We start from the raw sequence: 25,162 nt of genomic DNA, 5'->3' as shown, positions 1-25,162 counted from the left end.
GGCCGGGGGCGTGCCTCAGGGGTTCTCCCAGGCCGCCGGTTCCGCCGCCAGCGCCCGGACCGGCTCCGGCAGCGCGTCCGCCGCGAGGTCGGCGATCGTGACGCCCTCCAGGATGCGCCGCACGTTCGCCCGCAGCGCGATCCACAGCGGCAGCAGCGGCTGGGCCGTGCCCGTGTAGGCGAGGCCCGTCGGGCGTTCGCCGCGCACCGACACGATCGGGCCGTCGACCGCCCGGATGACGTCCGCCACGGTGACCGAGGCCGCTTCCCGGGCGAGCCGGTAGCCGCCGCCCCCGCCACGCCGGCTGTCCACGATCCCGGCCCGCCGCAGATCGCCCAGGATGCCTTCGAGGAACTTGTGCGGGATGGCCTGCACGGCGGCGATTTCCTCTGCCTTCACCGGGCCGTTACCCTGCCGTACGGCCAGCTCGAGTACCGCCCGTACCGCGTAATCCGCCCGCGCCGAGATCCTCATGTGTCCATTGTGGGGCGTCGCGCCATGGAGAATGGCCGCGCCCGCGCCCCGTAAGATCGCCGGGAGGATCCACCTTGGCGCTCAGCAGACGTACCTTCAGTGCCCTGGCCGGCTCGGCCTCGCTCGGGCTCGCCCTGGGCGGCAGCGGCGGCCCCGGGGCCCCCTCGGCGTTCGCGGGGGGCAGTACGCCCACCGGTCCCGCGCCGGCCCCGCCCGGCGCCGACGGCGAGCGGCACACCATCGGGTACGACCGTTACTCGCTGCTCGTGGACGGGCGCCGGCTGGTGGTGTGGTCCGGCGAGATGCACCCGTTCCGGCTGCCGAGCCCCTCCCTGTGGCGCGACGCGCTGCAGAAGATGCGCGCCCACGGCTACAACGCCGTCAGCATCTACGTGGCCTGGAACTACCACTCCCCCGCACCCGGCACCTACGACTTCACCGGCGTCCGGGACCTCGACCTGTTCCTGCGCACGGCCGCCGAGACCGGTCTCTACGTCATCCTGCGGCCCGGCCCCTACATCAACGCCGAGGTGGACGGCGGCGGCTTCCCCGGCTGGCTCTCCGCCACCAGGGGCACGGCCCGCACCGACGACCCGACGTACCTCTCGCACGTCGACGCCTGGCTGACCCAGGTGAACCGGATCGTCCGCCGGCATCTGTTCACGCACGGCACCGGCACGGTCCTGCTGTACCAGATCGAGAACGAGTACGACGCCCATGTGCACGAGGCCGCCGGCCGCACCTACATGTCCCGCCTCTACAAGAAGGTGCGGGCCGACGGCATCGACGTCCCGCTGTTCCACAACGACAAGGGGCGCAACGGCTACTGGGCTCCCGGCTCCTTCGACACCGGCGGGGACAAGCGCGGCTGGCTGTACGGGTTCGACGGGTACCCCTCGCCGTCCAAGACCCCGCCGGACTGGGGCCACTACGGTCCCGGCGGGCTGACGGGCGGGGCCACCGCCTCGCCCGACACGCCCGGGTTCGTGCCCGAGTTCGGCGGCGGCTGGTTCGATCCGTGGGGCGGGGCCGAGTTCGACGGCAAGGGGTACGCCGAGTCGCGGCGCACCCGGGACGCCGCCTACGAGCGCCGCTTCTACCTCACCAACCTCGCCAACGGGATCACCCTGCACAACGTGTACATGACGTTCGGCGGGACCTCGTGGGGCTGGCTGCCCGCACCGGTCGTCTACACGTCGTACGACTACGGCGCCGCGATCGACGAGGGCCGGGGCGTCACCGCCAAGATCGCCCCGATGCACCAGCTAGGGCACATGCTCCAGCGCGTGCCGGACTTCGCCAAGCTGGACCGGGCGGCGGACGTGACGGCGCCGGGGCTGAAGGTCTACCACCTGAGCAACCAGGACACCGGCACCCACGTGTACATCGCCCGCAACGACGGCGACCGGGCGGTCACCGCCGATCTGCCGACCGAGGCGGGCGAGCTGCACGTCACCGTGCCGGGCCACGACGCCAAGCTGCTGACCACGGGGCTCTCGCTGGGCCGGCGGACGCTGAAGTACTCCACCGCCGAGCCCATGCTGGTCCTCACGGCGGGCCGGCAGGACATCGCCGTGTTCACCGGGCGGCGCGAGGAGATGGCCGAGCTGGTGCTGGCGTGCCCGGCCGAGCCGTACGTGCAGCGGCTGGACCCGGAGGGCGGCTGGGTCTACGACCGGGGCGAACTCCATGTGAACGCGCCCCTCGGGACGGCCGGTCTGACCCGGGTGCTGGTGCAGAAGGGCGAGACGGACACGCCGCTGCTGCTGCTCTTCGCCGACGACGCCACCGCCGTCCGCCTGTTCCCGTACGACACCCCGTCCGGGACCCTCCTGGTCTACGGCCCGGCGCTGCTGCGGCACGTCGAGCTGCGCGGCTCGCAGGTCCATCTGACCGGTGACGTCACCGAGGGGACGCCCCTGGAGGTGTGGGGCCCGCGCGGCATCGACTCCCTGGTGTGGAACGGACGCGAGGTGCCCACCCGGGTCACCCTCTCCGGCAGCCTGATGACCGCCGGGGACCTGCCGGGGGTGCCCGAGGTGCGGCTGCCCGAGCTGGGCGGCTGGCGGATGCGCACGGAGAACCCGGAGGCGGGCCCCGGCTTCGACGACTCGTCGTGGCGACGGGCCGACAAGACCTCCTCGTTCAGCACCACGGCGGTCCCGGACGGCCAGCCCGTGCTGTTCGCGGACGACTACGGCTTCCACTACGGCGACGTCTGGTACCGGGGCGCCGTCAGCGGCACGACCGGCGTCGAGGAGGTCTCGCTCGCCTACAGCACCGGCACCCAGGGCCTGCTGATGGCCTGGCTCGACGGCGAGCCGCTGGGCACGCACCGGATGCCCGTGCCGGACAAGCACACGGTCCGCCAGGGGAGCTGGACGGACACGGCGGTCTTCCCGGTGCGCGAGCGGCTGCGCTCCCCCGGCCGGCACGTGCTGTCGGTGCTGGTCCGGCGCATGCAGCACGACCAGGACGGCAAGGGGCTCGACACCCACAAGGCGGCCCGCGGCCTGACGGCGGTCACCTTCGGCGGGGCCGCTGTGCGGGTGAGCTGGCGCATCCAGGGCGAGGGCCCCGCGGACCCGGTGCGCGGGCCGCTGAACAACGGCGGCCTGTACGGCGAGCGGGAGGGCTGGCATCTGCCCGGGTTCCGGGACCGGGACTGGGAGCGGGTGAGCTTCCCGCGTGCCGAGCGGCGGCAGGGCGTGACCTGGTACCGGACCACGTTCCGGCTCTCGGTGCCCGGCGACGTCGACGCGTCGGTCGGGCTGACCCTGGACGACGACCCGTACCGGGCCTACCGCGCCCAGATCTTCCTCAACGGCTGGAACCTGGGCCAGTACATCAACAACGTCGGCCCCCAGCACACCTTCGTGCTGCCGAACGGCATCCTGCGCACCCGGGGCGGCAACACCCTCGCGCTGGCGGTCCTCTCGGAGTTCACCACGCTGTCGGGCCCCGGGACGGCACGGCTGACGCTGCTCGGCCGGGCGTCCGGCGGAGTGCCGGTCACGCCGGTCTGACCGCGTTCCAGGGGCCGGTGGCGGGGCCGCGGCGCACCGGTCGTTCCCCGTTGAACCACGGTCAGGGAACGCATGACGTGGGCACAACGTGGCGCGTACCCTCGGACCAGCCGTGACCGGCCCGACGTCGGCGGCGGAAAGGGGACCGATGAGCATCGCGGGCGCGCGACAGCGGGCCGCACGGCTCGCCTCGCGGCTGCGCCGCCCCCGCCCCGGCTCGGCGATGCGCACCCTGGCCGGCGATCTCGCCGCCGCCGTCCGCGGCAGGACCGAACAGCCCGACGGCGTACGGCAGGTGTGCCGGGCGCTGTGCGAGGAGATGAGCGCGCTGCGCGGCGGGCGGCCGGTGGAGCTGCGCTTCGAGCGGTTCCCTGACGAGATCGAAGTCACCGGCCTGTGGGTGGAGTTCGCCGACTTCGATCTGGTCATCGTGGAGGAGCGGGCGGAGGCCGTGCAGCAGCTCGTCATCCTGGGGCACGAGCTGTGGCACCTGCACGCCGGGCACCGGCACCACCACCTCGCCGGCGCCGCCGCCGCGCGCGCCCTCGCCGAGTCGCCGGGCTGGCGGGACGCGGCCCTCACGATCGCCGCCCGCAACGGCTCGCGGGAGGCCGACGAGGCCGAGGCCGACGACTTCGGACACCGCCTCGCCACCCTCTTCCGGGACCGGCTCTCCGGGCCCCGCCCCCTCGCGCCCGACCCCGTCCAGCGTTCCCTCGGCTACCGCGGACGCGAGCGGACCGGCCCCCCGAAGGCGCACCCGGCGCCCGGCGGATGAGGCACCGCGCGGTGACCCTGCTGGCGCTGGACCCGTCCGGATTCCTCGGCCAGCTCTACATCTCCTTCTGGATCCCCGCGGCCGTGCTCACCGCCGCCCTGCTGATCAAGCTGCCCTCGATCATCCGGCTGTGGCGGGACCCGCTGCTGCGCGCGGTCGGCGGACTGCTGCTGCTCGCCTGCGCGGTGTTCGTCTTCTGCGCCCCGTCCGTCATCGCCGGGGTCAACCGGCTGACCGGCGTGCCCAACATCTCGGCGCCCTGGTGCTATTCGCTGATCACCGCGTTCTGCGGCTCCGGTCTGCTGCTCATCATCACCTGGCGCAACGGCCTGTCCGGCCGCCCGGCCGCCACCCGGCGCGCGAGACGCTGGGTGATCTCGGTGTACTCGGGGGTGATCGTCGCCCTGTGGGTGCTGTTCCTGCTCGGCGACGCCGCCACGGAGCGGCTGCGGGACCTGGACACCTACTACGCCGGCACGCCGTTCCTCCGCGAGGAGATCCTGCTCTACCTCGCGGCGCACACCGCGGCCTGCGTGATCACCGCCCGGCTGATCTGGAGCTGGGTGCGCGCCGAGGGCCTCGACGCCTGGCAGCGCTGCGGCCTGAAGCTGCTGTACGCCGGGTACCTGCTGAACCTGGTCTTCGACGCGGCCAAGCTGACCGCGGTGGGGGCGCGCTGGTCGAGGCGGGACCTGGACTGGCTGAGCACCGATCTCGCGCCGCCCGTCGCCGCGCTCTCGGCCATCGTGATCGCCGCCGGCTTCATCCTGCCGCACGCCGGCCAGTATCTGCGCGACCGCTGGCGGATCCGGCTCGCCCACCGCGAACTGCGGCCCCTGTACCGGCTGATGCGCGCCGCGAGCGGCGCGGGCGTGCCGTTCGTGCTGCGGGCCGCGCCGGAACTGCGGCTCACCCGGCGCGAGACGTTCATCCGGGACGTGCTGCTGCCGCTGGTCCGGCACATCGACGCCGGCCTGCACGGGCGCGCGTACGACGCCGCGCTCGGGCTCGGCCACCCGCCGGAGCGGGCCCGGGCGCTGGCCGCGGCGGTGAGCGTCCTCGACGCCCTGGAGGGCGGGGCCCGTCCACCGGAGCCGTCCGTGCCGGCCGCCGGGCCCGACACCACGTGTCTGCTCCGGGAGATCGGGGCCGTCTCCCGGGCCCTGCGCAGCTCCGACGAGCTGCACGCGGTGCGCGCGCGGGCGGCCGTCCTCGCGGGAAGCGCCGCCGTTCACGAGTGATCACGGGCCCACCGCCGCCGTGCTCGGCGGCCGTCTCGCCGGGCCGCCGCCGGGCGCTGCCGGGCGTCTCCCGCGTCAGCGCAGCGCGGGCTCGCCGGTGCGGACGGCACGCAGGGCGCGCTCGACGGTCTCCTGGAGTTCGCCGACCGGGGCGACATAGCCGAAGACCTCGCGGACGGCGTCCTCGCCGAGCGTCCGGGCGATCACCCAGGTGGCCAGGTACTGGGAGGCCAGGCAGCCGCCCGCCGTGGCGATGTTCCCCTCGGCGTGGAACGGCGCGTCCAGCACGGTGACGCCCTCGGCCTCGACGAAGGGCCGGCTCTTGCGGTCCGTGCTGACCGGCATGGACCCCAGCAGGCCGAGACGGGCCAGCACCAGCGCGCCGGAGCACTGCGCGCCGATCAGCTGGCGCGCGGGGTCGAGGGGCAGCTGGGCGAGCATCCGGTCGTCGGCGGCCACGTCACGTGTCCTGACCCCGCTGCCGATCAGCACGACGTCGGCCTCGGTGACGAACTCCATCGGGCGCTGCCCGGTCACCTCGACGCCGTTCATGGACGTGATCACCGGCGCGGGTGTGGTGAGGAAGGCCTCCAGGCCGTCCTTGCGGCACCGGTTGATCAACGCGGAGGCGATGAAGCTGTCGAGTTCGTTGAACCCGTCGAAGGTGACCACGGCTACCTGCATCACAGCTCCTTGACCTAGGGCGACAGGCGCCCAGTGTCCCTCGCGCGCCGCTCCGGGTCGAGGGCAGGGCCGTGCGCACGGTGCCGTCCCCGGTCAGCCGGGACGGCGTGCCGCCGCCCGCACCGGGACCTCGTACCCCGTCTCATCCCGCGCCCCGGTGGCCCAGCCGCTCCGACAGCTCCGCCGCGCCCCTCGCGGCCAGCTGCTCCAGCTCGGCCCGGCGCTCCTCGCTCCAGCGGATCATCGGCACCGAGACGGACAGCGCGGCCACCACGAGGCCGGTGCGGTCGCGGACCGGTGCGGCCACGCAGGAGACGTCCGGGTTGGACTCGCGGCCCTCGACCGCGATCCCGCGCCGCCCGATCTCCGCCAGCGCCTCGCGCAGCGCGGCCGGGTCGGTGATGCTGTCCGGGGTCATCGCCACCAGCTCGGTCCCGTCGGGGATCCGTACGGCCAGCTCCGGTTCGGGCAGCGAGGCCAGCAGCATCTTGCCGACCGCGGTGCAGTGCGCGGGCAGCCGGCGCCCCGCGGCGGAGACCATCCGGACCGCGTGCGTGGAGTCGACCTTGGCGATGTAGATGACGTCGGTGCCCTCCAGGATCGCCACGTGCACCGTCTCGTCACAGGTCTCGGCGACCGAGCGGGCCACCTGCTCGCCCTCGGCGGCGAGGTCGAGCTGCTCGGCGTACCGGCTGCCGAGCTGGTAGGGGCGTACGCCGAGCCGGTACCGTCCGGGCCGGCCCGGCACCGCCACGATGTACGACCGCGCGGCCAGCGTGGTGACCAGCTCGTGCACGGTGGTGCGCGGCAGCTGGAGCGTGCGCACGATGTCGGGGGCGGAGAGCGTGCCGTCCCCGTCGAGGAACAGCTCCAGAATGTCGAGAGCGCGGGTCACGGCAGGCACGAGGCGTCCCACGTCCGGCCCCCTCCCTAGGATCTGAGCGCCCGTTCGCGATCCCGCCCGCGAGGCGTTCGGGATATCAGCGGGCGATCGGCATGGCGAACACACAGGCTAGTCAGGGAAGGGTGCCCCGGCAATGGCCGGCTACGGGCGGGGCGGCGGCCGGGCACCATGGTTGCCATGGACCTCGACTTCCAGCTGGTGCTGCTGCGCCGCATGGCCGACCACAACCCGGACCTCGTCGAGGACGCCCGGCGGCGGCTCGGCGCCTCGGTCGCGGACATGCGGGAGGCCAACAAGCGGTGGCAGGCCATGGTCCGCTCGCCGCGCGCCCGGGGTGCCGCGGCCCGGTACCGCTCGGTCCTCGGCGAGCCCGAGTCCGTCCTGCCCCGCCGCCTCGGCGACGCCGCCTGCGAGGCCCGGCGGTGGCTCCTGCCGCTCTGGCCCGACCTGCGCTTCGAGGTGCTCGTCGGGCCCGGCGGCGCGGTCTGGAACGAGTGGCTGGTGCGGGCGCCGGGCGCCCCCGCCCCGCGGCTGCGCACGCTGGCGGACCTGACCCCGTGGTCCTGCACGGTCGACGAGGCCGCCCGCGCCTTCGCCCCGGCCCGTCCGCTGGAGGGCACCGCCCCCGGCCGGTGGGGGCTGGCCCTCACCGCGCCCGGCCAGGACGGCGTACGGCGGGAGGTGGTCGCCGAGTTCACCTGGGGGCTGCTCCAGCGGACGGCGGTCGTCGGCTGACCCCTAGGGGGTGCCGAGCCCCTCCCGCGCCGCTGTCAGGATCGCCTCCGTCACGCGCGGCAGCGAGTCCGGGTGCAGCCACAGGAACAGGTTCGGCTCGACCAGTTCCAGTTCCATCAGCCGGGGCTCGCCGTCGGCGCCGTCCACCAGGTCCACGCGCGCGTACAGCAGCCCGGAGGTGCCGGGCACGGCACCCAACGCCTTCTCGGCCACCGCGAGTTCGGCGTCCGTGGGCCGCCAGCGCTCCAGGCCGGGGTGGGCCACCTTGTCGGCGTCGTACGGGGTGCCGGGCGCGAGGACGGCGCCCTTGCGGCTGGCGTGCAGCAGCCGCCCGCCGAAGAACTGCATCGCCCGCTCCCCGGTCACGTCTATGCCCGGCATGTACGGCTGCACCATCGCCGTGCAGCCCTCCGCGTGCATGCGCGCCAGCTGCCGCAGCGCCGTGTCGTGCTCGGCGGGCGTGTAGCGGGCGGCGAACCGGGCGCCCGCGCCCGAGGTCGGCTTGATCACGAACTCGTGCCCGGCGGGCAGGGCGGCCGGTTCACCGGGCGCGAGGTAGCGGGTGGGGACGGTGGGCACACCGGCCGCCGCCAGCTCGCCGAGGTAGCGCTTGTCGGTGTTCCAGCGCACCACGGACGCCGGGTTGGCCAGCCGGGTCAGCGCACCGGTCCGCTCGACCCAGGCGCCGAACTCGGCGGCCCGCCAGCTGTAGTCCCAGGTGGAGCGGATGACCACGAGGTCGTATCCGCCCCAGTCCGCCGCCGGGTCGTCCCAGTGCCGGGCCTCCGCCCGGGCACCGGCGTCCCGGAGCGCCTGGACCAGCACGGGCAGGTCGGCGTCCTTGCTCGGCGCGGCTCCGGGGTCGTAGGTGGCGAGGGCGATGCGGGGCACGGCGGGCTCCCTGTCGTACGACGGCACGGCGGTCGGTGCGCTGTGAGGCTAACAAGCGGCGCGCGGGCGGGGACAGTCCGTTTCGCCTGCCCGCCCGCCCGTCCCGGCCGGATAATCGAGGTGTCGTTCCCCGACAGCTTTTCCGACAGCCAAGGAGTACGCCGCGTGTCCTCTCTCTTTCCCGCCCTGGCGGACGGTCCGGCCGAGCGCAGCGCGACGGGGGTCCCCCCGGGCGACGTCCGGGGGAGGGTCGCCCTGCGGTTCGGCGAACGGTCGTTGACGTACGGCGCGCTCGCGGACGCCGCGGGTGCCGTCGCCGCCCGGGTCGCGGGTGCCGGCCGGGTCGCCGTGTGGGCCACCCCGGAGCTGGAGACCGCCGTCGCGGTGACCGGTGTGCTGCTCGCCGGGGCGGCGGCGGTGCCGCTCAACCCCAAGTCGGGCGAGAAGGAGCTGGCGCACATCCTCTCCGACAGCGCGCCGGCCCTCGTCCTCGCCTCGCCCGGCGCCGGACTGCCGCCCGTCTTCGGCGACCTGCCCCGCGTCGACGTGGACGCGTCCGCCGCCGCGCCCGCCCCCGAACAGCGGGCGGCCGACGGCGACCCGGCGCTGATCGTCTACACCTCCGGCACCACGGGGCCGCCCAAGGGCGCGGTGCTGCCCCGCCGGGCCCTCGCCGCCACCCTGGACGCGCTCGCCGACGCCTGGCAGTGGACCGCGGACGACGTGCTGGTGCACGGGCTGCCGCTGTTCCATGTGCACGGCCTGGTGCTCGGTGTCCTCGGCCCGCTGCGCCGCGGCGGCTCGGTGCGCCACCTCGGGCGGTTCTCCCCTCAGGGCGTGGCCCGCGAGCTGACCGACGGCGCGACCATGCTGTTCGGGGTGCCGACGATGTACCACCGGATCGCCGAGGCCCTGCCGGACGACCCGGAGCTGGCCAAGGCGCTCGCGCGGGCCCGGCTGCTGGTCTCGGGCTCGGCCGCGCTGCCGGTCCACGACCACGAGCGGATCGCGGCGGCGACCGGCCGGCGCGTGATCGAGCGGTACGGCATGACGGAGACGCTGATGAACACCAGCGTGCGGGCCGACGGGGAGGCCCGCGCCGGGACGGTCGGCGTACCGCTGCCCGGTGTGGAGCTGCGGCTGGTGGAGGAGGACGGCACGGAGATCGCCGTCCACGACGGGGAGAGCGTCGGCGAGATCCAGGTGCGCGGCGCGAACCTGTTCACCGCCTATCTGAACCGGCCCGACGCCACCGCCGCCGCGTTCACCGCCGACGGCTGGTTCCGCACCGGGGACATGGCCGTGCGCGAGAGCGACGGCTATGTGCGGATCGTCGGGCGCAAGGCCACCGACCTGATCAAGAGCGGCGGTTACAAGATCGGGGCCGGTGAGATCGAGAACGCGCTGCTGGAGCATCCGGGGGTGCGGGAGGCCGCGGTCACCGGGGAGCCGGACGCCGACCTGGGCGAGCGGATCGTGGCGTGGATCGTCCCGGCGGACCCCGGGGCCCGGCCCGGTGCCGAGGAGCTCGCGGACCACGTGGCCCGGCGGCTCGCCCCGCACAAGCGCCCCCGGGTGGTCCGCTACCTGGCGGCGCTCCCCCGCAACGACATGGGGAAGATCATGAAGCGGGCCCTCGCCGATGCCTGAGCGGCTCTCGGCGCGGGAGATACTCGCGCTGGTCGCGGACGCCGGCAGCTACCGCGACCTCCCCGGGCCCCCCGCCCCGCAAGCACCGCCGAAGCCTGACGGCCCGCTCGGCTGGCAGGGCTACGACGCCTCCCGCGCCCGCGCCGCCGAGCGCACCGGCGAGGGGGAGTCGGTCGTCTGCGGCACCGCGCGCGTCCAGGGCGCCCGGGCGGTGCTGATCGCCTTCGAGTTCGGCTTCCTCGGCGGCTCGCTGGGCGAGCGCACCGGGGACCGGCTGGTGGCGGCGTACACCCGGGCCCGTGAACTGCGGCTGCCGGTCGTGCCGTTGATCGCCACCGGCGGCAGCCGCATGCAGGAGGGCATGCTCGCGCTGGTCCAGTTGCAGCGGGTGGCCCGGCAGTCGGCGCTCACCCGGGAGGCGGGGCTGCCCCAGATAGCGGTCCTGCGGGACCCGACGACCGGCGGCGGCTGGGCCACGCTCGGCGCGGGCGCGGATGTCGTCCTGGCCCTGCCCGGCGCCCAGGTGGGCTTCGCCGGCTCCCGGGTCAGGCCGCCCGGCGCCGACCCGGCCGCGTACACGGCGGAGGCCCAGGTGGCGGCGGGCTCGGCGGACGCGGTGGTGGAACCGGGCGAGCTGAGGGAGGTGCTGGGCAGGTGGCTGCGGCTGCTGTCGCGCGGCACGGTGTCCGCGCCGCCCGCCGGCGGAACCGGTACGCGCGCGCCGCGCGTCGATCCCGTGCCCGTACCGGCGGCGCTCGGCGGTACCGGGCTGCCGGTGACCGGCTGGGACGCCGTGCGCCGGGCGCGGTCGGCCAGACGGCCGCGCGCCCGGGCCTATCTGGACGCCTTCCTCTCCCACCGGGTCGCCCTCAGCGGCGACCGGTGCGGCGGTGCCGATCCCGGCGGGATGCTCTGCGGGTTCGGCGAGCGGGACGGCCGTACCGTGGCCTACGCGGCGCAGACCGGGACGGCGACCCGCCCCGCCGGGTACCGCACCGCCGCCCGGCTGATCCGTCTCGCCGACCGGCTCGGCATCCCCGTGCTGACGCTGGTGGACACGCCGGGTGCCGCGAACGACGCGGAGGCGGAGCGGCAGGGGGCCGGCGCGGCGATCGCCGAGGTGTTCGGCGCGGTGGCCGCCGCCCGGGTGCCGGTCACCACCCTGGTCATCGGCGAGGGCGGCTCCGGCGGCGCCCTCGCGCTGGCCGCGCCCGGCAACACCTGGGCCACGCCCGACAGTTATTTCTCGGTGATCGCCCCGGAACTCGCCGCGGCCATCCTGAAGCGCCGGCCGCAGGAGGCGGAAGCGACCGCGGGGCAGCTGTGCATCCGGCCGCAGGACCTGGTGGAGCTGGGGGTGGTCCGCGGCATCGTGGACCACGCCCAGCCCGGGGTCACTTCACCGCCACCGCCCGGATGATCTCCTGGGTCACCGAGCCGCCCTTGTCGTCGCGGGCCGAGGCCCGCAGCGAGACATGGGCGGCGGCGCGGGGCACGGTCAGCGTGCCGTGCCAGGAGGTGCCCCGGCCGGCGGTCAGGGGCACCGCCCGCCAGGACGTGCCGTCGTCGTAGGACACCTCCAGCTTCGCGCCGCCGAGGGTGCCGGTGCCGGCCGCGCCCGCCACGTAGGCGGCACCGAGCCCGACCGGGATCCGCTGCCCGCCGCGCACCCGGCCCGCGAGGTCGGTGCCGATGTCGTAGGAGAGGTTGACCAGCGGCAGATACGTCCAGCGGTCCTCGGGGACGGCCGCCGAGCGGAAGGTCCACTCGGTGTGCCCCTTGGTCGCGGGCTGCCAGCTGCCGGCGTCCAGGGCGGTGTCGGTGACCACCTTGTAGGCGTGCTCGTCGGCGGGCGCGTCCCACACGTAGGCGGCGGAGCCGGTCCGCTTGTCGACGAGCGTGCCGTCCAGGTAGACGGCGGTGGTCTGGCTCATCCCGCTGTCCTGGCTCCACACGTCGCCGAAGCCGGTGTGGTCGGGCCCTGAGTCGCCCCAGCCGGGGGTGTTCAGCTGGATCTGGTTCCCGGACCGCTGCTGCCCCCAGCCGAGTCCGGTGCCCAGCCACGGGTGCCACACGGGACGGAACCAGTTCAGCTTCGGCCGTGACCCGCCGTCGTAGCGGACCAGGCCGCCGCGCTCCTCCAGCGCCCCGTCGCGGGCGGTGACGGACTCGTGCCACAGCTGGCCGGGGCCGGTGGAGACGTAGTCGGTGCGCTCGGCCGGGAAGTCGGCGCGCTGCGGGAAGCCGAGGCCGATCCCGAAGGTGTCGGTGAGCGAGTACCGGAACTCGCCGCCGCTCACCGGCCGTGCGGCGTGGAACCTGACGCGGACGGCGGCGAGTTCCCGCTCGCCGGGGGCGTAGGTGAGGTTCCGGTCCGGGATCGCGCCCCGGTGGCCCTCGGACAGGTCGTACACGTAGGGCGCGTTACGGGTGCCGGTCATGTCGACCCGGCGGGCCGCCCGCAGCCGCGCCGCGTCCGCCTTGTCCACGGTGGCGATCTGCAGGGGCCGGTCGGCGTTGTCGTCGGTGCCCCACCAGCGCATCAGCCGGCCGGGCGCGTCGTCCGTGACGAACAGCGCCCTTGCGCCCGCGTCCTGCGCGGCCCCGGCCAGCTCGGCCGGGTCGGTGCCGTCGGCGAGGTGTGCGAGGACCGCCTTGCCGGACACTCCGGTGAAGGGGCCGTCCCCGACGTCGACGAGCGGCAGCCGGGTCCGGCCCTCGATCGGCGTGCCGCCCGCCTGCACGGTCGCCTCGCCGATCCCCTCGACCTCCAGCAGCGGCTTGGCGAGGCGCCACACGGTCCGGTACTCGAAGGAGCCCTGGGTGACTTTCCGGGTGGGTGCGGCGAAGACGCTGTCGTAGGCGAGCGGGACCTGGACGGCGTCGAACAGGTCGGCGCCGTTCGCCTTCCGGTCGTACTCCATGATCAGCTGCCGGGTCTCGGTGCGCCGGCCGACGTCCGCCCCGACCTCGCGCAGTGTCCGGCCGTCCAGGGTGATCTCGCGGTCGCGGTCGAGGGTGACCTCGGGGGCGGCGAGGAGGCCGAGCCCCAGCGAGTCGGCGCCGCGGCTGCCGCGCACGTCGAGGAAGGAGGCGATGCTGTAGGTGCCCGGCGCCAGGCGCAGCTTGAGGGTGCCGGAGTCGCCGACCTGCGCCGGGACGGGGTCCTGGCCGGCGGCGAGCCGCTGCACGGCGAGGCCGGCGGCGGCGGGTGCGCCGTCGCGGTCCTTGACGTGGACGGTGAGCGTGTACCGCTCCTCCTCCTTCACCAGTCCGAACACGGTGTGCGCGAGCGGGGTGCCGTCCGCCCCCGCGGCCACGACCTGCCCGCTGCTCTCGCCGACCGGCGCCTTCGACCCGTCACCGGTGACGGTGGTGGACGCGGTGCCGTGCGCGGGCACGGTGAGGGAGGAGTCCGCGAGCGTGGCGACACCGTCCGGAGCGCCCTGGACGGAGAGGGCCAACCGCACCTCCCGGTCGGAGGAGTTGCGGTAGGCGAGGGTCCGGGTGACCGGCCGGTCCTCCTCGTAGGGCCAGCTGTGGAAGCCGAGGTCGGCGCTGCCGGTGGCGGTGATGTCCGCCGTCACGGCGCCGGGCACGCTCACCCGCCCCGCGCCCAGCTGGTAGGCGGACGCCGTGAGCTGCTTCGAGCTGGACATCAGGGCGTCCTTCAGCTGCGCGCCGGTCCAGTCGGGGTGCTCCTCGGCGAGCAGTGCCGCGACCCCGGTGATCTGCGGGGTCGCCATGGACGTGCCGCTCATCGAGGTGTAGTAGCCGGTGCCGGACAGCAGTTGGGAGCGGGCGGCGAGGATGTCGACGCCGGGCGCGGAGATGTCGGGCTTGAGCGCGTTGTCGCCGTACCGGGGGCCGGCGGAGGTGAAGTAGGCGGGCTGGTCGGCGGAGTCCACCGCGCCGACGGTGAGGGCGGCGTCGGCGGCGCCGGGCGAGCCGATCGAGGAGGGTGCGCCGGTGTTGCCCGCTGCGACGACGAACAGTGCGCCGGTCTCCTTCGAGAGGGTGTTCACGGCCTGCGCCATCGGGTCGGTGCCGTCGCTGGGCTCGGTCGACCCGAGGCTCATGGAGACGATGCGGGCGCGCACGTCCCGGGCCGCCCACTCCATGCCGGCGATGATCTGGGACTCGCTGCCCGAGCCCTGGTCGCTGAGCACCTTGCCGACGGCGAGCGCCGCGCCGGGCGCCACCCCCTTCTCCTTGCCGTCGGAGGCGGCGCCGCTGCCGCCGACGGTGGAGGTCACATGGGTGCCGTGGCCGTTGCGGTCGGCGACCGCCTGCCCCTCGACGAAACTCCTGGAGGCGCTCACCCGGTCGGCGAGGTCGGGGTGGCCGAGGTCGGCGCCGGTGTCCAGGACGGCGACGGTGACGCCCTTGCCGGTGAGTCCCGCGTCCCAGGCGGCCGACGTGCCGATCTGGGCGTTGCTCTCGGCCAGGTCGGCCGTGACCCGTCCGTCCAGCCACACCTTGTCGATGCCGGACGCCCGGGTGAACGACCGCCAGAAGGTGCGCCCCTTGTCCGCCTCGACCGCGGCGCCGCGCAGGCTGGGCAGCGTGCGGGTCTTCTCGGCCCCGGCCGGGGTCGCGGCCCGCGCGCTCCCGTCGTAGGTGACGATCAGCGGCAGCGCGCGGGCGTCGGCGTCGGCGAGCCCCTGCCGGATCAGCCCGCTGACGTCGAACAGCCGCCGGTCCAGCGTCCCCGCGCGCAGATACGGAAGCGCCTCGTCCGGTACGACGGTGAGGTCGCCGTCGCTCCGCCGGGTCCGTACGGCACCGGTGGCCCCGCGCGGGCGCCGCACGGTGACCGTCTGCTTCCCGCCCCCGAGATCGGTGACGGTCACCTTGTCGCCGGTGACCAGGGTGACGGTCGCGGCGGTGCCGGTTGCCGCGGTACTGGTCGTGACGGTGCCGGTCGCGGCGGTGCCGGTTGCCGCGGTGCCGGTCGTGACGGGGTCCGGGCCGGGGGCCGGGGAGGCCGTCCGCGCGGCTGCCGGGCCCGCCGGGAGCAGGGCGCCCACCAGTGCCGCCGCCAGCAGTGCCGTACCGCGTCCGACTGGTCTTCCTGTCCTCATCCACGCCTCTTCTCGTGTGTGTCGAGCGGGTCGCGTGCTGGGACGAGTGTGAGGTGCCGCCCGCCGTACCGGAGTTGACCGCTCCTGACGGAAAGTCGCCCTGGCGGGTTCTCGCCAGCCGTACACCGGGCGCCGGGCGCCGCCCCGCACGTCCGGCGATGTGACATCTGAAGCACCGTCCGTAACATGGGCGTTGACAGAAGTCGCGGACCACGGGGAGCGAGCATCGTCATGGACGGATTGGTCGAGTTCAGGACCGAGGACGGTGCGCTCGTCACGGTGGAGGGCGTCAGCACGAGGTCGGGCGCCCGGCTCGTCTCGCGCGGCGACGGCCCCGCACAGGCGGCGCGCACCTTCGAGAGCGCGCTGGACGGGGTGCGGGCGGCGGCGGAGGCCGCGCTGCGGGTCTTCCGGGACGGCAGCCTGCGCCCCGACGGGGTGGAGATCGAGTTCGGCGTACGGCTGTCCGCCGAGGCCGGTGCCGTCATCGCCAAGGGCTCGGCGGAGGGCCACCTGGTGGTCAAGCTCAACTGGAGCCCGGGACAGGACGGCCCTGAGCAGGGCACACCGGCGCGGGCCACTGCGGAACCGGCTGTTCCGGCCCAGGCCGCGCCGGGTCAGGAGTCCGCGGAGCGGTGAGGCGGAGCGCCGCCTGGCACGCCAGGATCGCCTGCGGCCCCGAGGTGGGTGCCGGATTCCTGGTCACCGCCCGCCGGGTGCTGACCTGTGCCCATGTCGTCGAGGGCAGCGACCGGGCGGCGGTGACGGTCTCCTTCCCGCACGCCAGGGAGCTGGGCGAGGTGCCCGCCCAGCAGCTCGGCCTCCGCTTCGTCGGCCACGCGCCCACCGCCGCCGGACGCCGTGCTCTCGGCGAGGGCGGCAGCGAGGTCACCGTGCCCTCCCTCGAACCGCTGTTGGAGGCCATCGCGGCCCTCTGACGCGTACGACACTCCGGTGAGGCCGGGAAATACGCCCGTTCAGCGGCACCCCGCCCGGCCGCCCACAGCGGGCGCCCGCTCCGGGCCCGGCGCAGGATTCCAGTGAGGCCGCCGACCCGGCGGGGAAGCTCAAGCCCGCGTACTCGGGAGGACCGCCGTGACCGTCAGTCTGGAGCAGTTGCGCCGCTGCCACTTCGCCGTCGACCTGGGTGCGGCCCGTACCCGGGTGTATGTGAAGGGCGCCGGCCTCGTCGTGGACCAGCCCTCGGTGGCCGCCGTGAACACGCGCACCGGCGCGCTCATCGCGGTGGGCGAGTTCGCGCAGAAGATGACGGGACGCACCCCCGACTACATCAAGGTCGTACGGCCCGTCTCCGGCGGCACGGTGGTCGACATCGAGCTGGCCCAGCGCATGCTGCGGCATCTGCTCGGCGACAAGATGCGCCGCAGCCTGCGCCGCAAGCCCCGGCTGCGCGCGGCGGCCTGTGCCCCGTACGACGCCGATCCGCTGGCCCAGCGGGCGACGATCGAGACGCTGGTGGGGCTGGGGGCGCGCAGGGTCGAGCTGGTGGACACGCTGATCGCCGCCGCGGTGGGGTGCGGGCTGCCGGTGGAGCGGCCCGAGGCCACCATGATCATGGTGTGCGGGGCGGCGGCCACCCAGGTCGCGGTGCTCTCGCTGGGCTCCATCGTCACCGCCGAGCGGATCCCGGTGGGCGGCGAGGCCGTGGACCACGCGATCGTGCAGCATCTGCGGCACCAGCACAAACTGATGCTGCCCAGCCAGTCGGTACGCCCGCTGCAACTGGCCCTGTCCGGCAACGGCCTCACCCCGCACGGCCCGGCGTCGACCGAGATCCACGGCCGGGACGTGGCCACCGGGCTCGCCCGCAGTGTGCGCGTGGACACCGCCGCCGTGCGCGACGCGATCCAGACCCCGCTGACGTCCGTGCTCGACGCCATCGGCAAGGTGCTGCGCGACTGCCCGCCCGACCTGGTGGCCGACCTCGGCGACCGCGGGATCATGATGGTCGGCGGCTCGGCGCTGCTGCCCGGCTTCGACCAGATGCTGCGGCAGGCCACCCGGATGCCGGTGCACATCGCCGAGCGGCCCGACATCTGCGCGGCCCAGGGCCTGGGCGCCATGCTGGAGGGCCGGATCGAGCCGCTGGTCCTGGACCCGCTGGCCGCCTGAGCCGGGCCGAGGACCGTCCCGCCGCATGACCGGCGATCCCGTACCCCATCTCCCGCCGCTGCTGGAGGCCGTCCTCGGAGTCGGCTCCGAGCTGGAGCTGCGCACCACCCTGCGGCGGATCGTGGACGGCGCCGCCGAGCTGACCGGCGCCCGGTACGCGGCGCTCGGCCCCGCGGACCCCGGCCCGGAGGGCCTCGCCGCGATCCGCACCACCGACGTGCCCCCGGCGGATTCCGAGAGCGTCCTGGACGTGCCGATCCTGGTCGGCGACGAGCCGTTCGGCCGGCTGCATCTGGCCGGAAAGCGCGGCGGCGGGCCGTTCACCGCCGAGGACGAGCAGCTGCTGCGGGTGCTGGCCACGCAGGCGGGCATCGCGATCGGCAACGCGCGGCTGTACGAGGCGGCCCGGCAGCGGGAGCGCTGGATCGAGGGCGCGGCGGCGGTGACCACGGCGCTGCTGTCCGGGGAGAGCGCGGCGGACGCGCTGATGACGGTCGCGGAACGGGCCCGGCTGCTCGCCGACGCCGCGGCGGGGGTGATCCTCCAGCCCACGCCGGAGGGCGGCATGGAGATCGTGACCGCGTCGACGTACGACGACCCCCGGGACCTCGTCGGTACGACCATCGCGCCGGGCAGCCCCGTGCTGGAGCAACTGCTCGGCGGCGAACCGGTGTTCATCGCGGACTCGGCGACCGACCCGCGGATGACGACGCGGGTGAGGCACCGGTTCGGGCCCAGCATGATGCTGCCGTTGCAGGCGGAGGGGCAGCTCATCGGCACGCTGGCGCTGCCGCGCAGGCGCGGCGGCCGTCCGTACACCGCCGTGGAGCGGCGCCTGGCCGGCCAGTTCGCCTCGCAGGCGGCGCTGGCCCTGGTCCTCGCGGGCGCCCGGCACGGCCGGGAGCGGCTCGCGGTGTACGAGGACCGGGACCGGATCGCCCGCGATCTGCACGATCTGGTCGTCCAGCGGCTGTTCGCGACGGGGATGATGCTCCAGGCGGCGGGGCGGCGGGCCCAGGTGGCGGCGGTGCGCGAGCTGCTGGGCAGGGCGGTGGACGAGCTGGAGTCGACCATCCAGGAGGTGCGCACGGCGATCTTCGCGCTCCAGCAGCCGCCGGCGGAGGCGCCGGCCACCGTGCGGGGCAGGGTGCTGCGCGAGACGGCCGGCGCTGCGGCGGTGCTCGGCTTCCCGCCGGCCACGCGGTTCCTCGGCCCGGTGGACAGCCTGGTCCCGGAGCGCACCGCGGGCCAGCTGCTGACGGCGCTGCGCCGGGCCCTCGCGACCGCGGCCCGCCGCCGCGGCATCACCCGCGTCACGGTCACCGTGGACGCGACGGCGGCCCTCCCGGACGGGCGGGCCGCGGTACGGCTGACGGTGTACGACGACGGCGAGAGCGGCACGGACCCCGCTGGTACGACGGTGACCTGGCAGGCGCCTCTGTGAGCCCCGGCCGCCGGTGCGGGCGGGGCCGGGCGGGCCCGCTCAGTAGGGCAGGATGCGGCCCGAGGGGGTCCTGCGGTCGATCTCCTGCCCGCGTGGGGCGGCGGGCCGCCGGCTGACACGTACCCGGATCCTGCGGTCCATGACGCCCTCCTGCTGCCGACCTCGTCCGGCTGGACGCCGGTAGGAGGTCCGTGCCCAGGACATGACCGGTTCAAGCCTGGGCGGGGGCAAGTCGTCGTCCGCGGCAGGGGCGTTGCCGCCCCCGGACCGCGCCCCGGAGGGTCAGGCCGGAGTCAGCCGGACCGGCAGTGCCCCGTGTCCGTTGCTGATCAGCGAGCCCACCGGCGTCAGCGCGTCGGCCGGGACCGCGAGGGCCAGGTCCGGGAAGCGGTCGAAGAGCTGCCGGAGGGTCTCGACGACCTCCAGGCGGGCCAGCGGGGCGCCGAGGCAGAAGTGGACGCCGTGCCCGAACGCCAGGTGCTCCTTGAGGGTGCGGGTGAGGTCGAAGGTGTCGGCGTCGGCGCCGTGCCAGTCGGGGTGGCGGTTGGCGGCGGCGTACGCGGCGAGGATGGCGTCGCCCCGGGCGATGGTCCGCCCGTCGGGCAGCTCGATGTCGGTGACGGCGTAGCGCAGCGGCAGGTACCGGACGGCGGGTTCGTGCCGCAGGGTCTCCTCGACCACGTCGTCCCAGCCCGCCTTGCCGGCGCGGACGAGGTCCAGCTGCCCGGGCAGGGTCAGCATCGCCACGATGGCCTGGTCGATGACGTTGACGGTGGTCTCGTACCCGGCGCTGATCATCAGCAGGAGCGTGTCGCGCAGCTCCTCGCCGGTGAAGCCGGTGCCGTCGCTCTCCTCGTCCCGGGCGGCTATGAGCAGCGAGGTCATGTCGTCGCCGGGCGTGGCGGTCTTGGCGGCGATCAGCTCGTCCAGGATGCCGTACAGGCGGACGGCGTTGGCCTGGGACTCCTCCGGGGTGAGCGTGGTGTCGAAGACGCCGTCCACGAAGTGCCGGAAGTCGGCCCGCTGTTCCTCGGGCACGCCCATCAGATGGCCGATGACGGCGATGGGCAGCGGGTAGGCCAGCTGTTCGCGCAGGTCCACGACCTCACCGGCGGGCCGGGCGGCGAGCGCGTCGACGAGGTCGGTGACGATGGCCTCGACGGCGGGCCGCAGATGGGCGATGCGCCGGGCGCTGAAGGCGGGGGCGACCATCCGGCGCAGCCTGCGGTGGTCGGCGCCGTACGCGGTGAACATGTTCTTCACCGCGATCCACAGGGCGAGCGGCCAGGTCGCGGCCCGCTGCTCGAACTCGGGCCAGTGGGCGCGGGCGTCCTTGGAGACGTCCGGGCTGGTCAGCAGCCGCTTGAGCAGGGCCGGGTCGGTGACGGCCCACGCCTGGACGCCGAGGATGTCCACCCGGGCGGCCGGACCCTCGGCGCGCAGTGCCCGGTGCTCCTGGTGCGCGGCGGCGCCGGTCGGGTCGAGGACGAGCGGGGTGTGCTGGGACATACCGGGGTCTCCTTCAGTCGACAGCGGGGAAGCGGACGGGAAGGGCTTCCAGGGCGCGGTGGAACGGGCCCGGCCGCCAGGCCAGTTCGGACTCGGGGCAGGCCAGGTCCAGTTCGGGCAGTGCGTCCAGGAGGCAGGCGATGGCCGTCTCGGCGATCAGGTAGGCGTGCGACCTGGCCGGGCAGGTGTGCGGGCCGATGCTCCACGACAGATGGGCGCGGTTGCCGCTCATGTAGGACGCGTCGGCGCCGACGGTGATGGCCGGGTCGTTGTTGCAGGCGGCCATGGAGATGACGACCGGCTGGTGGGCGGGGAGCAGCACACCCTCGACGTCGATGGCGTACGGCGGGTAGGAGATGCAGTAGTTGGCCAGCGGCGGGTCGGTGTACAGGACGGTGTCGAGCGCGTCCCGGACGGGCTGGCCGGCGTGCAGGCCGGCCGAGAACTGCTCGTCGGTGAGGATCCTGAGCACGGTGTTGCTGATCAGGTTGGTCAGCGGCTCGATGCCGGCGCCGTACATGGTGACGAGCTGGTGGGACATCTCGATGTCGTCCAGGGCCGCGGCGTGCGCGATCAGCCGTGATGTGACGTCCTCGCCCTGCTCCCGGCGGCGCAGCTGGACGAGTTCGGCGACGGCCAGGCCGAGGATCTCGTTGCCGAGGGCGGCCGTCTCGGCCTCCGCCTCGAAGATCTTGGCCATGCCGTCGGCGATGCGCTGCCCGATCTCGTCCGGGCAGCCCAGCAGCGCGCTGAGCACCCGGAAGGCGATCGGCCAGGAGTACTGCACGAGCAGGTCGGCGCGGCCGAGGGCGCTGAACTCGCCGATGGCCGCCGAGGCGACCTGCTCCACCAGGGCCCGCAGTTCGTGCTGGTCGACCCCTTGCAGGCTCGCGGTGTTGGCCGACCGGTAGCGGGCGTGCTCGACGCCGGCCGAGCGCAGCGCGTTGGGCCGCCACTCCATCATCGGCAGCACCGGGCAGGTCTGCGGCACGGACTGCTGCCAGATGCGCGGGTCGGCCGGGAAGTGCAGCGGGTCGTTGAGGATGCGGCGGGCCTGGTGGAAGCCGATGACCAGGGTCGCGGGCACGCCGGGCGCGAGGTCCACGGGTACCAGGGGGCCGTGCTCGCGGCGCATCCGCTCGTACGCCGCGTGCGGTTCTGCGGCGAACGCGGCGTCGTACAGGGCGGTACGGGCCGGGCTCGCGGTGTCCGCGCCGTTCGAGGTGGTCTCGGCGCCGGGGGCGGGGGAGGTCATGAACGGGGCTCCACAAGAGGGGCGGGGGCATGACGGGTGGTCAGGAACTCGGTGAGCGCGATCAGCGCGTACACGCAGGAACGGCGGTCCCGGGCGTCGCACTCGATCAGCGGGGTGTCGGGGTCCAGTGCGAGCGCCTGCCGTATCTCGTGCAAGGGGTAGGAGGGGGCGTCCGGGAAGACGTTGATCGCCACGGCGTACGGCGTCTGCTGCTCCTCCAGCAGGCTCAGCACCTCGTGGCAGCCGTCCAGGTCCCGGGTGTCGACCAGGACGAGAGCGCCGAGGGCGCCCTCGGTCAGCCCTTCCCACAGGGGCCGGAACCGGGTCTGGCCGGGGGTGCCGAACAGATAGAGCACCAGCCGGTCGCCGAGCAGGTGGATGCGGCCGAAGTCCATGGCGACCGTGGTGGTCGTCTTGTGCGGCAGGCCGCGCAGATCGTCCACACCGACGCTCGCCTCGGTGATCGGCTCCTCCATGCGCAGCGGTGTCACCTCGGAGACGCTGCCGACGAAGGTGGTCTTGCCGACGCCGAAGGCCCCGGCGACGACGATCTTCGCGGAGCGGGTGACCCCGGGGGCCAGGTAGTGGGGGGCGGGCCGGTCAGACCAGTTCGCGGAGTCCACGCAGCACCTCCTGTAGCAGATCGGGTCCGGGGCCCTCCTCGACGGGGGCCGGGCTGGTGAGGTGGCCGCTGTCCATCAGCGCGGAGACGATGATCCGGACGGTGGAGGGCGGCAGTTCCAGCGCGGCGGCGATGTCCGCCACGGCCAGCCCGCCGCGTCCGCCGCCGCCGAACAGGCGCATCACCCGGCGCGCGTCCGGCCCCAGCGTGTCGGTGGGCCCGGACGCGGCGATGACCACCGTCTCGAGGCGCACGTCCCGGCTGGGGCGGTTGCGTCCGCCGGTGCGCACATAGGGCCTGATCAGGTCCGGGTCGTGCCGCGGACCGCTCATGCCGGCAGGCCGCCTTCCCCGGCGGGACGGCGTTCGGCGACCTCCAGCTCGTGTCCGAGCCGGGTCGCGAGCCGCACCATGTGGTGGGTGATCAGGCCGACGTCGGCCTCCGGGCCGGTGGTGACCACCGACAGCATGGAGTTGCGCGCGGCCGCCGTGGTCAGGCCGATGCGGCCCTGCGACTCGATCAGCAGCTGGCACATGCCCTGTCCGCCGACGTGCTCGTCCCAGGCCTTGCCGGCGGCGCGCAGCGACGCGGTCACGGCGGCGAGCTTCTCGGCGCCTTCCTGGCCGATCGTCTGCGTGCGGGCCTGCAGCAGTCCGTCGCTGCTCATCAGCACCGCGTACGCGACGCCCGCGACGGAGCCGAGTTCCTGGTCGAGCAGCCAGCCCAGGCTGTTGCTGTGCGTGTCGCGCATGGTCACTGTCCTTCGGTGGATCCGGTGTTTTCCTCGGTCTGGCGTCCCAGGCGGGTGCCGGCCGCCCACGCGGCGGCGACGCTGGGCCGGCCCGGCACGGCAGGCGCCTCGCCCGGCGCCTGCGCCGGGGCGGTGCGCGTGCGGGCCGGACGGCGGCGCACGGCCAGACCGCTGGCGGTGGTCGTGGCGGGTGCCGGGGTGTCCGGCAGGGCCGCGGGCTCGGTCGGGGAGGCGGGCTCGGGCATGGCGGCGGGCTCCCGTACCGTGGCGGGTCCTCGGGCGGCGGCGGGTGCGGGAGCCGTGGCGTCGGCGAAGACCAGCAGGTTCTTCGGCAGGACGAGGACGGCCCGGGTGCCCTGGTAGATGTTCGGCGCGGTCAGCTCGACGCGGAAGCCGTAGTTCTCGGCGAGCTGCGAGGCGACGCGCAGGCCGGTCTGCGGGTGGGCGCCGAGCCGGGTGATGTCGTCGCGGTTCCTGCCGGACATGATGTCGCTGGCCCACAGCAGGCGTTCGTCGTCCATGCGCAGGCCGGCGTCGTCGACGATGAGGAAGCAGGCGTGATGCCCCTCCTCCACGGAGACGTGCACGCGCGCGGCCGGCGGGGAGTAGCGCAGGGCGTTGTCCAGCAGCAGCGCCAGGCTGTGGATGACGGCCTCGACGGCCCGGCTCTGTACGGTGATGCCGTCCTGCTCGGGGTGGACGACGCGCTGGTAGCCCTCGATCCGGCCCATGGCGGCGCGGATCACGTCGGTGAGGGAGGTGCGCGGCCAGCGCCGGGACAGCTTGTCGCCCGCCAGCACCGCGTAGCCCTGTGCGGTGAGCAGCATCTGCTGGGCGATGTGGTCGATGTGCACCAGGGTGGCGTAGGCCTCGTCGCCCTGGTGGGAGCGCACGCCCTGGCTGATCTCGCGGCTGAGCCGGGCCGCGCGGGCCACCACGTTGGAGGCGAAGCCGCGGACGGCGGCGCGGGTGGCGTCCTGCGACTCCTGGCGGGCCTTGGCGATCTCCTGCTCGGTGGCGGTCCGGACGCCGGCGATGTGCTGCTCGGCGGCGGACAGCGTGGTCTCGCGCACCTGGGCGACGGTGGCGGTCACCTGGCCGGTGAGGTCGCGCAGCCGGTCGGCGAGGGCCGTGTGGTTCAACGGCGGGGGCAGCGCGAGGGCTCCGCCGCGCGCCTCGCCGGGCCGGGCGGAGCCGGCGGCCAGCGCGGGCAGGTCGGCGACGAGTTGGCCCACGACGTACTCGGCGGCCCGCAGCTGCTGGGCGAGTTGGTCTCCCTGCCCGTGGAGCTGGTCGGCGCGGGCGCGCTCGCGCCGGTACAAGCGGTGGAAGCGCCAGGCGGTCCCGGCGGCCACGAGGGTGACCACGGCACCGACGGCCAGTATCAGATCGGTCATCAAGTCCTCTCCAAGGTGTCCGGCTCACGACCCGGCCGGCGCGGGGCGCCGGAGCCGGGCGGGGAGGTGCCCCCGGCTGTCGGGACGGCATCACTGTGGATGCGCGCACGACAGTAAGAGCGCCGGAAACCTCGCGAACCCGCTGTGCCGCGGGTGACGGTGGAAGGTGCCCGTACGGCGCGGTACGGACCGGCGGCGCCGGCTGGAGGGAGGGCCGCGGCGGCGGACACGACGGCGCGGGTACGGCCGTGGTGAACGGGCCTGCCGGGTAAGGCAGGGAGGGCGGCGGGCACTGTGTCCTCCGGGTACGCGGTCCTGTCGTCCTGCGTCACATCCGCGACGCCCGGTGGCCGTTTCCGGTCGCGACCGAGCTTATCCACAATCCACGAGCGTGTTCGACTGCCTCCCTGTGAAGGAACGATGACGGCCTGTACCGAAGCCTCTTCCAGGCCGGTCATTGCGCTCCGTGTGCCCCGAACACGCCTGATATGGAAGGGCCTTGGAGAATCGGGGAGGCAGGGGTAATAGGATTCCGGTCACATCCGCCGACCGCCCGGACACCCCGACGGCCTTGTGCGGTTCTG

The 25,162-nt window shown here is 74.6% G+C and carries 21 protein-coding genes; 10 read left to right on the top strand and 11 right to left on the bottom strand.

Translation table 11 applies throughout. The features are described from left to right. Window positions 1–15: 15 nt before the first annotated feature. Window positions 16–474 carry an RrF2 family transcriptional regulator gene (locus tag ACF073_RS13760; RefSeq protein ID WP_392069503.1) on the bottom strand — a complete coding sequence of 153 codons (459 nt, stop codon included), beginning with the start codon at window positions 472–474 and terminating at the stop codon, window positions 16–18. A gap of 74 nt (window positions 475–548) precedes the next feature. Between ACF073_RS13760 and ACF073_RS13755 the strand changes: the two genes are divergently transcribed. The 3 genes from ACF073_RS13755 (at window position 549) to ACF073_RS13745 (ending at window position 5,519) form a co-directional block, all read left to right on the top strand. Next, complete coding sequence (locus ACF073_RS13755) at window positions 549–3,500, top strand: beta-galactosidase (RefSeq protein WP_392069501.1); 2,952 nt, start codon at window positions 549–551, stop codon at window positions 3,498–3,500. A gap of 148 nt (window positions 3,501–3,648) precedes the next feature. Further along, window positions 3,649–4,278 carry a toxin-antitoxin system, toxin component family protein gene (locus tag ACF073_RS13750; RefSeq protein ID WP_392069499.1) on the top strand — a complete coding sequence of 210 codons (630 nt, stop codon included), beginning with the start codon at window positions 3,649–3,651 and terminating at the stop codon, window positions 4,276–4,278. Between the two features lie 11 nt (window positions 4,279–4,289). Beyond that, window positions 4,290–5,519 (top strand): MAB_1171c family putative transporter, encoded by a 1,230-nt coding sequence (locus ACF073_RS13745; RefSeq protein ID WP_392069497.1) that lies wholly within the window; start codon window positions 4,290–4,292, stop codon window positions 5,517–5,519. A gap of 75 nt (window positions 5,520–5,594) precedes the next feature. On the opposite strand, the gene ACF073_RS13740 is transcribed toward ACF073_RS13745, so the two are convergent. Together ACF073_RS13740 and ACF073_RS13735 are read right to left on the bottom strand one after the other, a co-directional pair. Continuing rightward, window positions 5,595–6,203, bottom strand: a complete 609-nt coding sequence (locus ACF073_RS13740) for a DJ-1/PfpI family protein (RefSeq protein ID WP_392069495.1) — start codon at window positions 6,201–6,203, stop codon at window positions 5,595–5,597. Window positions 6,204–6,345: 142 nt separating this feature from the next. Further along, window positions 6,346–7,119: an IclR family transcriptional regulator gene (locus ACF073_RS13735; RefSeq protein WP_392069493.1), complete on the bottom strand. Its 774-nt coding sequence runs from the start codon at window positions 7,117–7,119 to the stop codon at window positions 6,346–6,348. A 156-nt stretch (window positions 7,120–7,275) separates the two neighbouring features. Here ACF073_RS13735 and ACF073_RS13730 point away from each other — a divergent pair, with 156 nt between their 5' ends. Continuing rightward, window positions 7,276–7,842, top strand: a complete 567-nt coding sequence (locus ACF073_RS13730; protein WP_392069491.1) for a hypothetical protein — start codon at window positions 7,276–7,278, stop codon at window positions 7,840–7,842. 3 nt (window positions 7,843–7,845) lie between these two features. Here ACF073_RS13730 and ACF073_RS13725 read toward each other — a convergent pair whose 3' ends face one another. Beyond that, window positions 7,846–8,733 (bottom strand): RimK family alpha-L-glutamate ligase, encoded by an 888-nt coding sequence (locus ACF073_RS13725; RefSeq protein ID WP_392069489.1) that lies wholly within the window; start codon window positions 8,731–8,733, stop codon window positions 7,846–7,848. A 165-nt stretch (window positions 8,734–8,898) separates the two neighbouring features. Here ACF073_RS13725 and ACF073_RS13720 point away from each other — a divergent pair, with 165 nt between their 5' ends. Beyond that, window positions 8,899–10,383, top strand: coding sequence for an acyl-CoA synthetase (locus ACF073_RS13720; protein WP_392069487.1), 1,485 nt, complete (start codon window positions 8,899–8,901; stop codon window positions 10,381–10,383). After that, a complete protein-coding gene (locus ACF073_RS13715; protein WP_392069486.1) occupies window positions 10,376–11,803 on the top strand; it encodes a carboxyl transferase domain-containing protein in 1,428 nt (475 codons plus the stop codon). Before ACF073_RS13720 ends, ACF073_RS13715 begins: the two co-directional genes overlap by 8 nt. Here the strand turns inward: ACF073_RS13715 and ACF073_RS13710 are convergent. Further along, the gene (locus ACF073_RS13710; protein WP_392069484.1) at window positions 11,778–15,467 is read right to left on the bottom strand and encodes a S8 family serine peptidase; all 3,690 of its coding nucleotides are present in this window, start codon (window positions 15,465–15,467) and stop codon (window positions 11,778–11,780) included. The genes ACF073_RS13715 and ACF073_RS13710 overlap by 26 nt on opposite strands. Window positions 15,468–15,698: 231 nt before the next feature. Here ACF073_RS13710 and ACF073_RS13705 point away from each other — a divergent pair, with 231 nt between their 5' ends. The 4 genes from ACF073_RS13705 (at window position 15,699) to ACF073_RS13690 (ending at window position 19,044) form a co-directional block, all read left to right on the top strand. Then, window positions 15,699–16,106, top strand: a complete 408-nt coding sequence (locus ACF073_RS13705; protein ID WP_392069482.1) for a CU044_2847 family protein — start codon at window positions 15,699–15,701, stop codon at window positions 16,104–16,106. Further along, window positions 16,103–16,405, top strand: coding sequence for a hypothetical protein (locus tag ACF073_RS13700; protein WP_392069481.1), 303 nt, complete (start codon window positions 16,103–16,105; stop codon window positions 16,403–16,405). Before ACF073_RS13705 ends, ACF073_RS13700 begins: the two co-directional genes overlap by 4 nt. A 157-nt stretch (window positions 16,406–16,562) precedes the next feature. Continuing rightward, window positions 16,563–17,600 (top strand): rod shape-determining protein, encoded by a 1,038-nt coding sequence (locus ACF073_RS13695; protein ID WP_392069480.1) that lies wholly within the window; start codon window positions 16,563–16,565, stop codon window positions 17,598–17,600. Between the two features lie 25 nt (window positions 17,601–17,625). Further along, the gene (locus tag ACF073_RS13690) at window positions 17,626–19,044 is read left to right on the top strand and encodes a GAF domain-containing protein (RefSeq protein WP_392069478.1); all 1,419 of its coding nucleotides are present in this window, start codon (window positions 17,626–17,628) and stop codon (window positions 19,042–19,044) included. Between the two features lie 282 nt (window positions 19,045–19,326). Here the strand turns inward: ACF073_RS13690 and ACF073_RS13685 are convergent, their stop codons facing one another. The 6 genes from ACF073_RS13685 to ACF073_RS13660 are packed head-to-tail and all read right to left on the bottom strand — an operon-like array spanning window position 19,327 to window position 24,578. Beyond that, window positions 19,327–20,553, bottom strand: coding sequence for a cytochrome P450 (locus tag ACF073_RS13685; RefSeq protein ID WP_392069476.1), 1,227 nt, complete (start codon window positions 20,551–20,553; stop codon window positions 19,327–19,329). Window positions 20,554–20,566: 13 nt separating this feature from the next. Then, window positions 20,567–21,808 carry a cytochrome P450 gene (locus ACF073_RS13680; protein ID WP_392069474.1) on the bottom strand — a complete coding sequence of 414 codons (1,242 nt, stop codon included), beginning with the start codon at window positions 21,806–21,808 and terminating at the stop codon, window positions 20,567–20,569. Further along, window positions 21,805–22,431 carry an ATP/GTP-binding protein gene (locus ACF073_RS13675; RefSeq protein ID WP_392069472.1) on the bottom strand — a complete coding sequence of 209 codons (627 nt, stop codon included), beginning with the start codon at window positions 22,429–22,431 and terminating at the stop codon, window positions 21,805–21,807. The genes ACF073_RS13680 and ACF073_RS13675 overlap by 4 nt, the downstream gene beginning before the upstream one ends. Continuing rightward, the gene (locus tag ACF073_RS13670) at window positions 22,409–22,762 is read right to left on the bottom strand and encodes a DUF742 domain-containing protein (protein ID WP_392069470.1); all 354 of its coding nucleotides are present in this window, start codon (window positions 22,760–22,762) and stop codon (window positions 22,409–22,411) included. Before ACF073_RS13670 ends, ACF073_RS13675 begins: the two co-directional genes overlap by 23 nt. Continuing rightward, complete coding sequence (locus ACF073_RS13665) at window positions 22,759–23,181, bottom strand: roadblock/LC7 domain-containing protein (RefSeq protein WP_392069468.1); 423 nt, start codon at window positions 23,179–23,181, stop codon at window positions 22,759–22,761. The genes ACF073_RS13670 and ACF073_RS13665 overlap by 4 nt, the downstream gene beginning before the upstream one ends. Before the next feature lie 2 nt (window positions 23,182–23,183). After that, a complete protein-coding gene (locus ACF073_RS13660) occupies window positions 23,184–24,578 on the bottom strand; it encodes an ATP-binding protein (RefSeq protein ID WP_392069466.1) in 1,395 nt (464 codons plus the stop codon). Between the last annotated feature and the right edge of the window lie 584 nt (window positions 24,579–25,162).

The sequence above is a fragment of the Streptomyces sp. NPDC015171 genome, assembly GCF_043079545.1.
Taxonomy (GTDB): domain Bacteria; phylum Actinomycetota; class Actinomycetes; order Streptomycetales; family Streptomycetaceae; genus Streptomyces.
The sequence above is the reverse complement of the archived record's forward strand: the minus strand, read 5'-3'. Positions and strand labels throughout refer to the sequence as shown.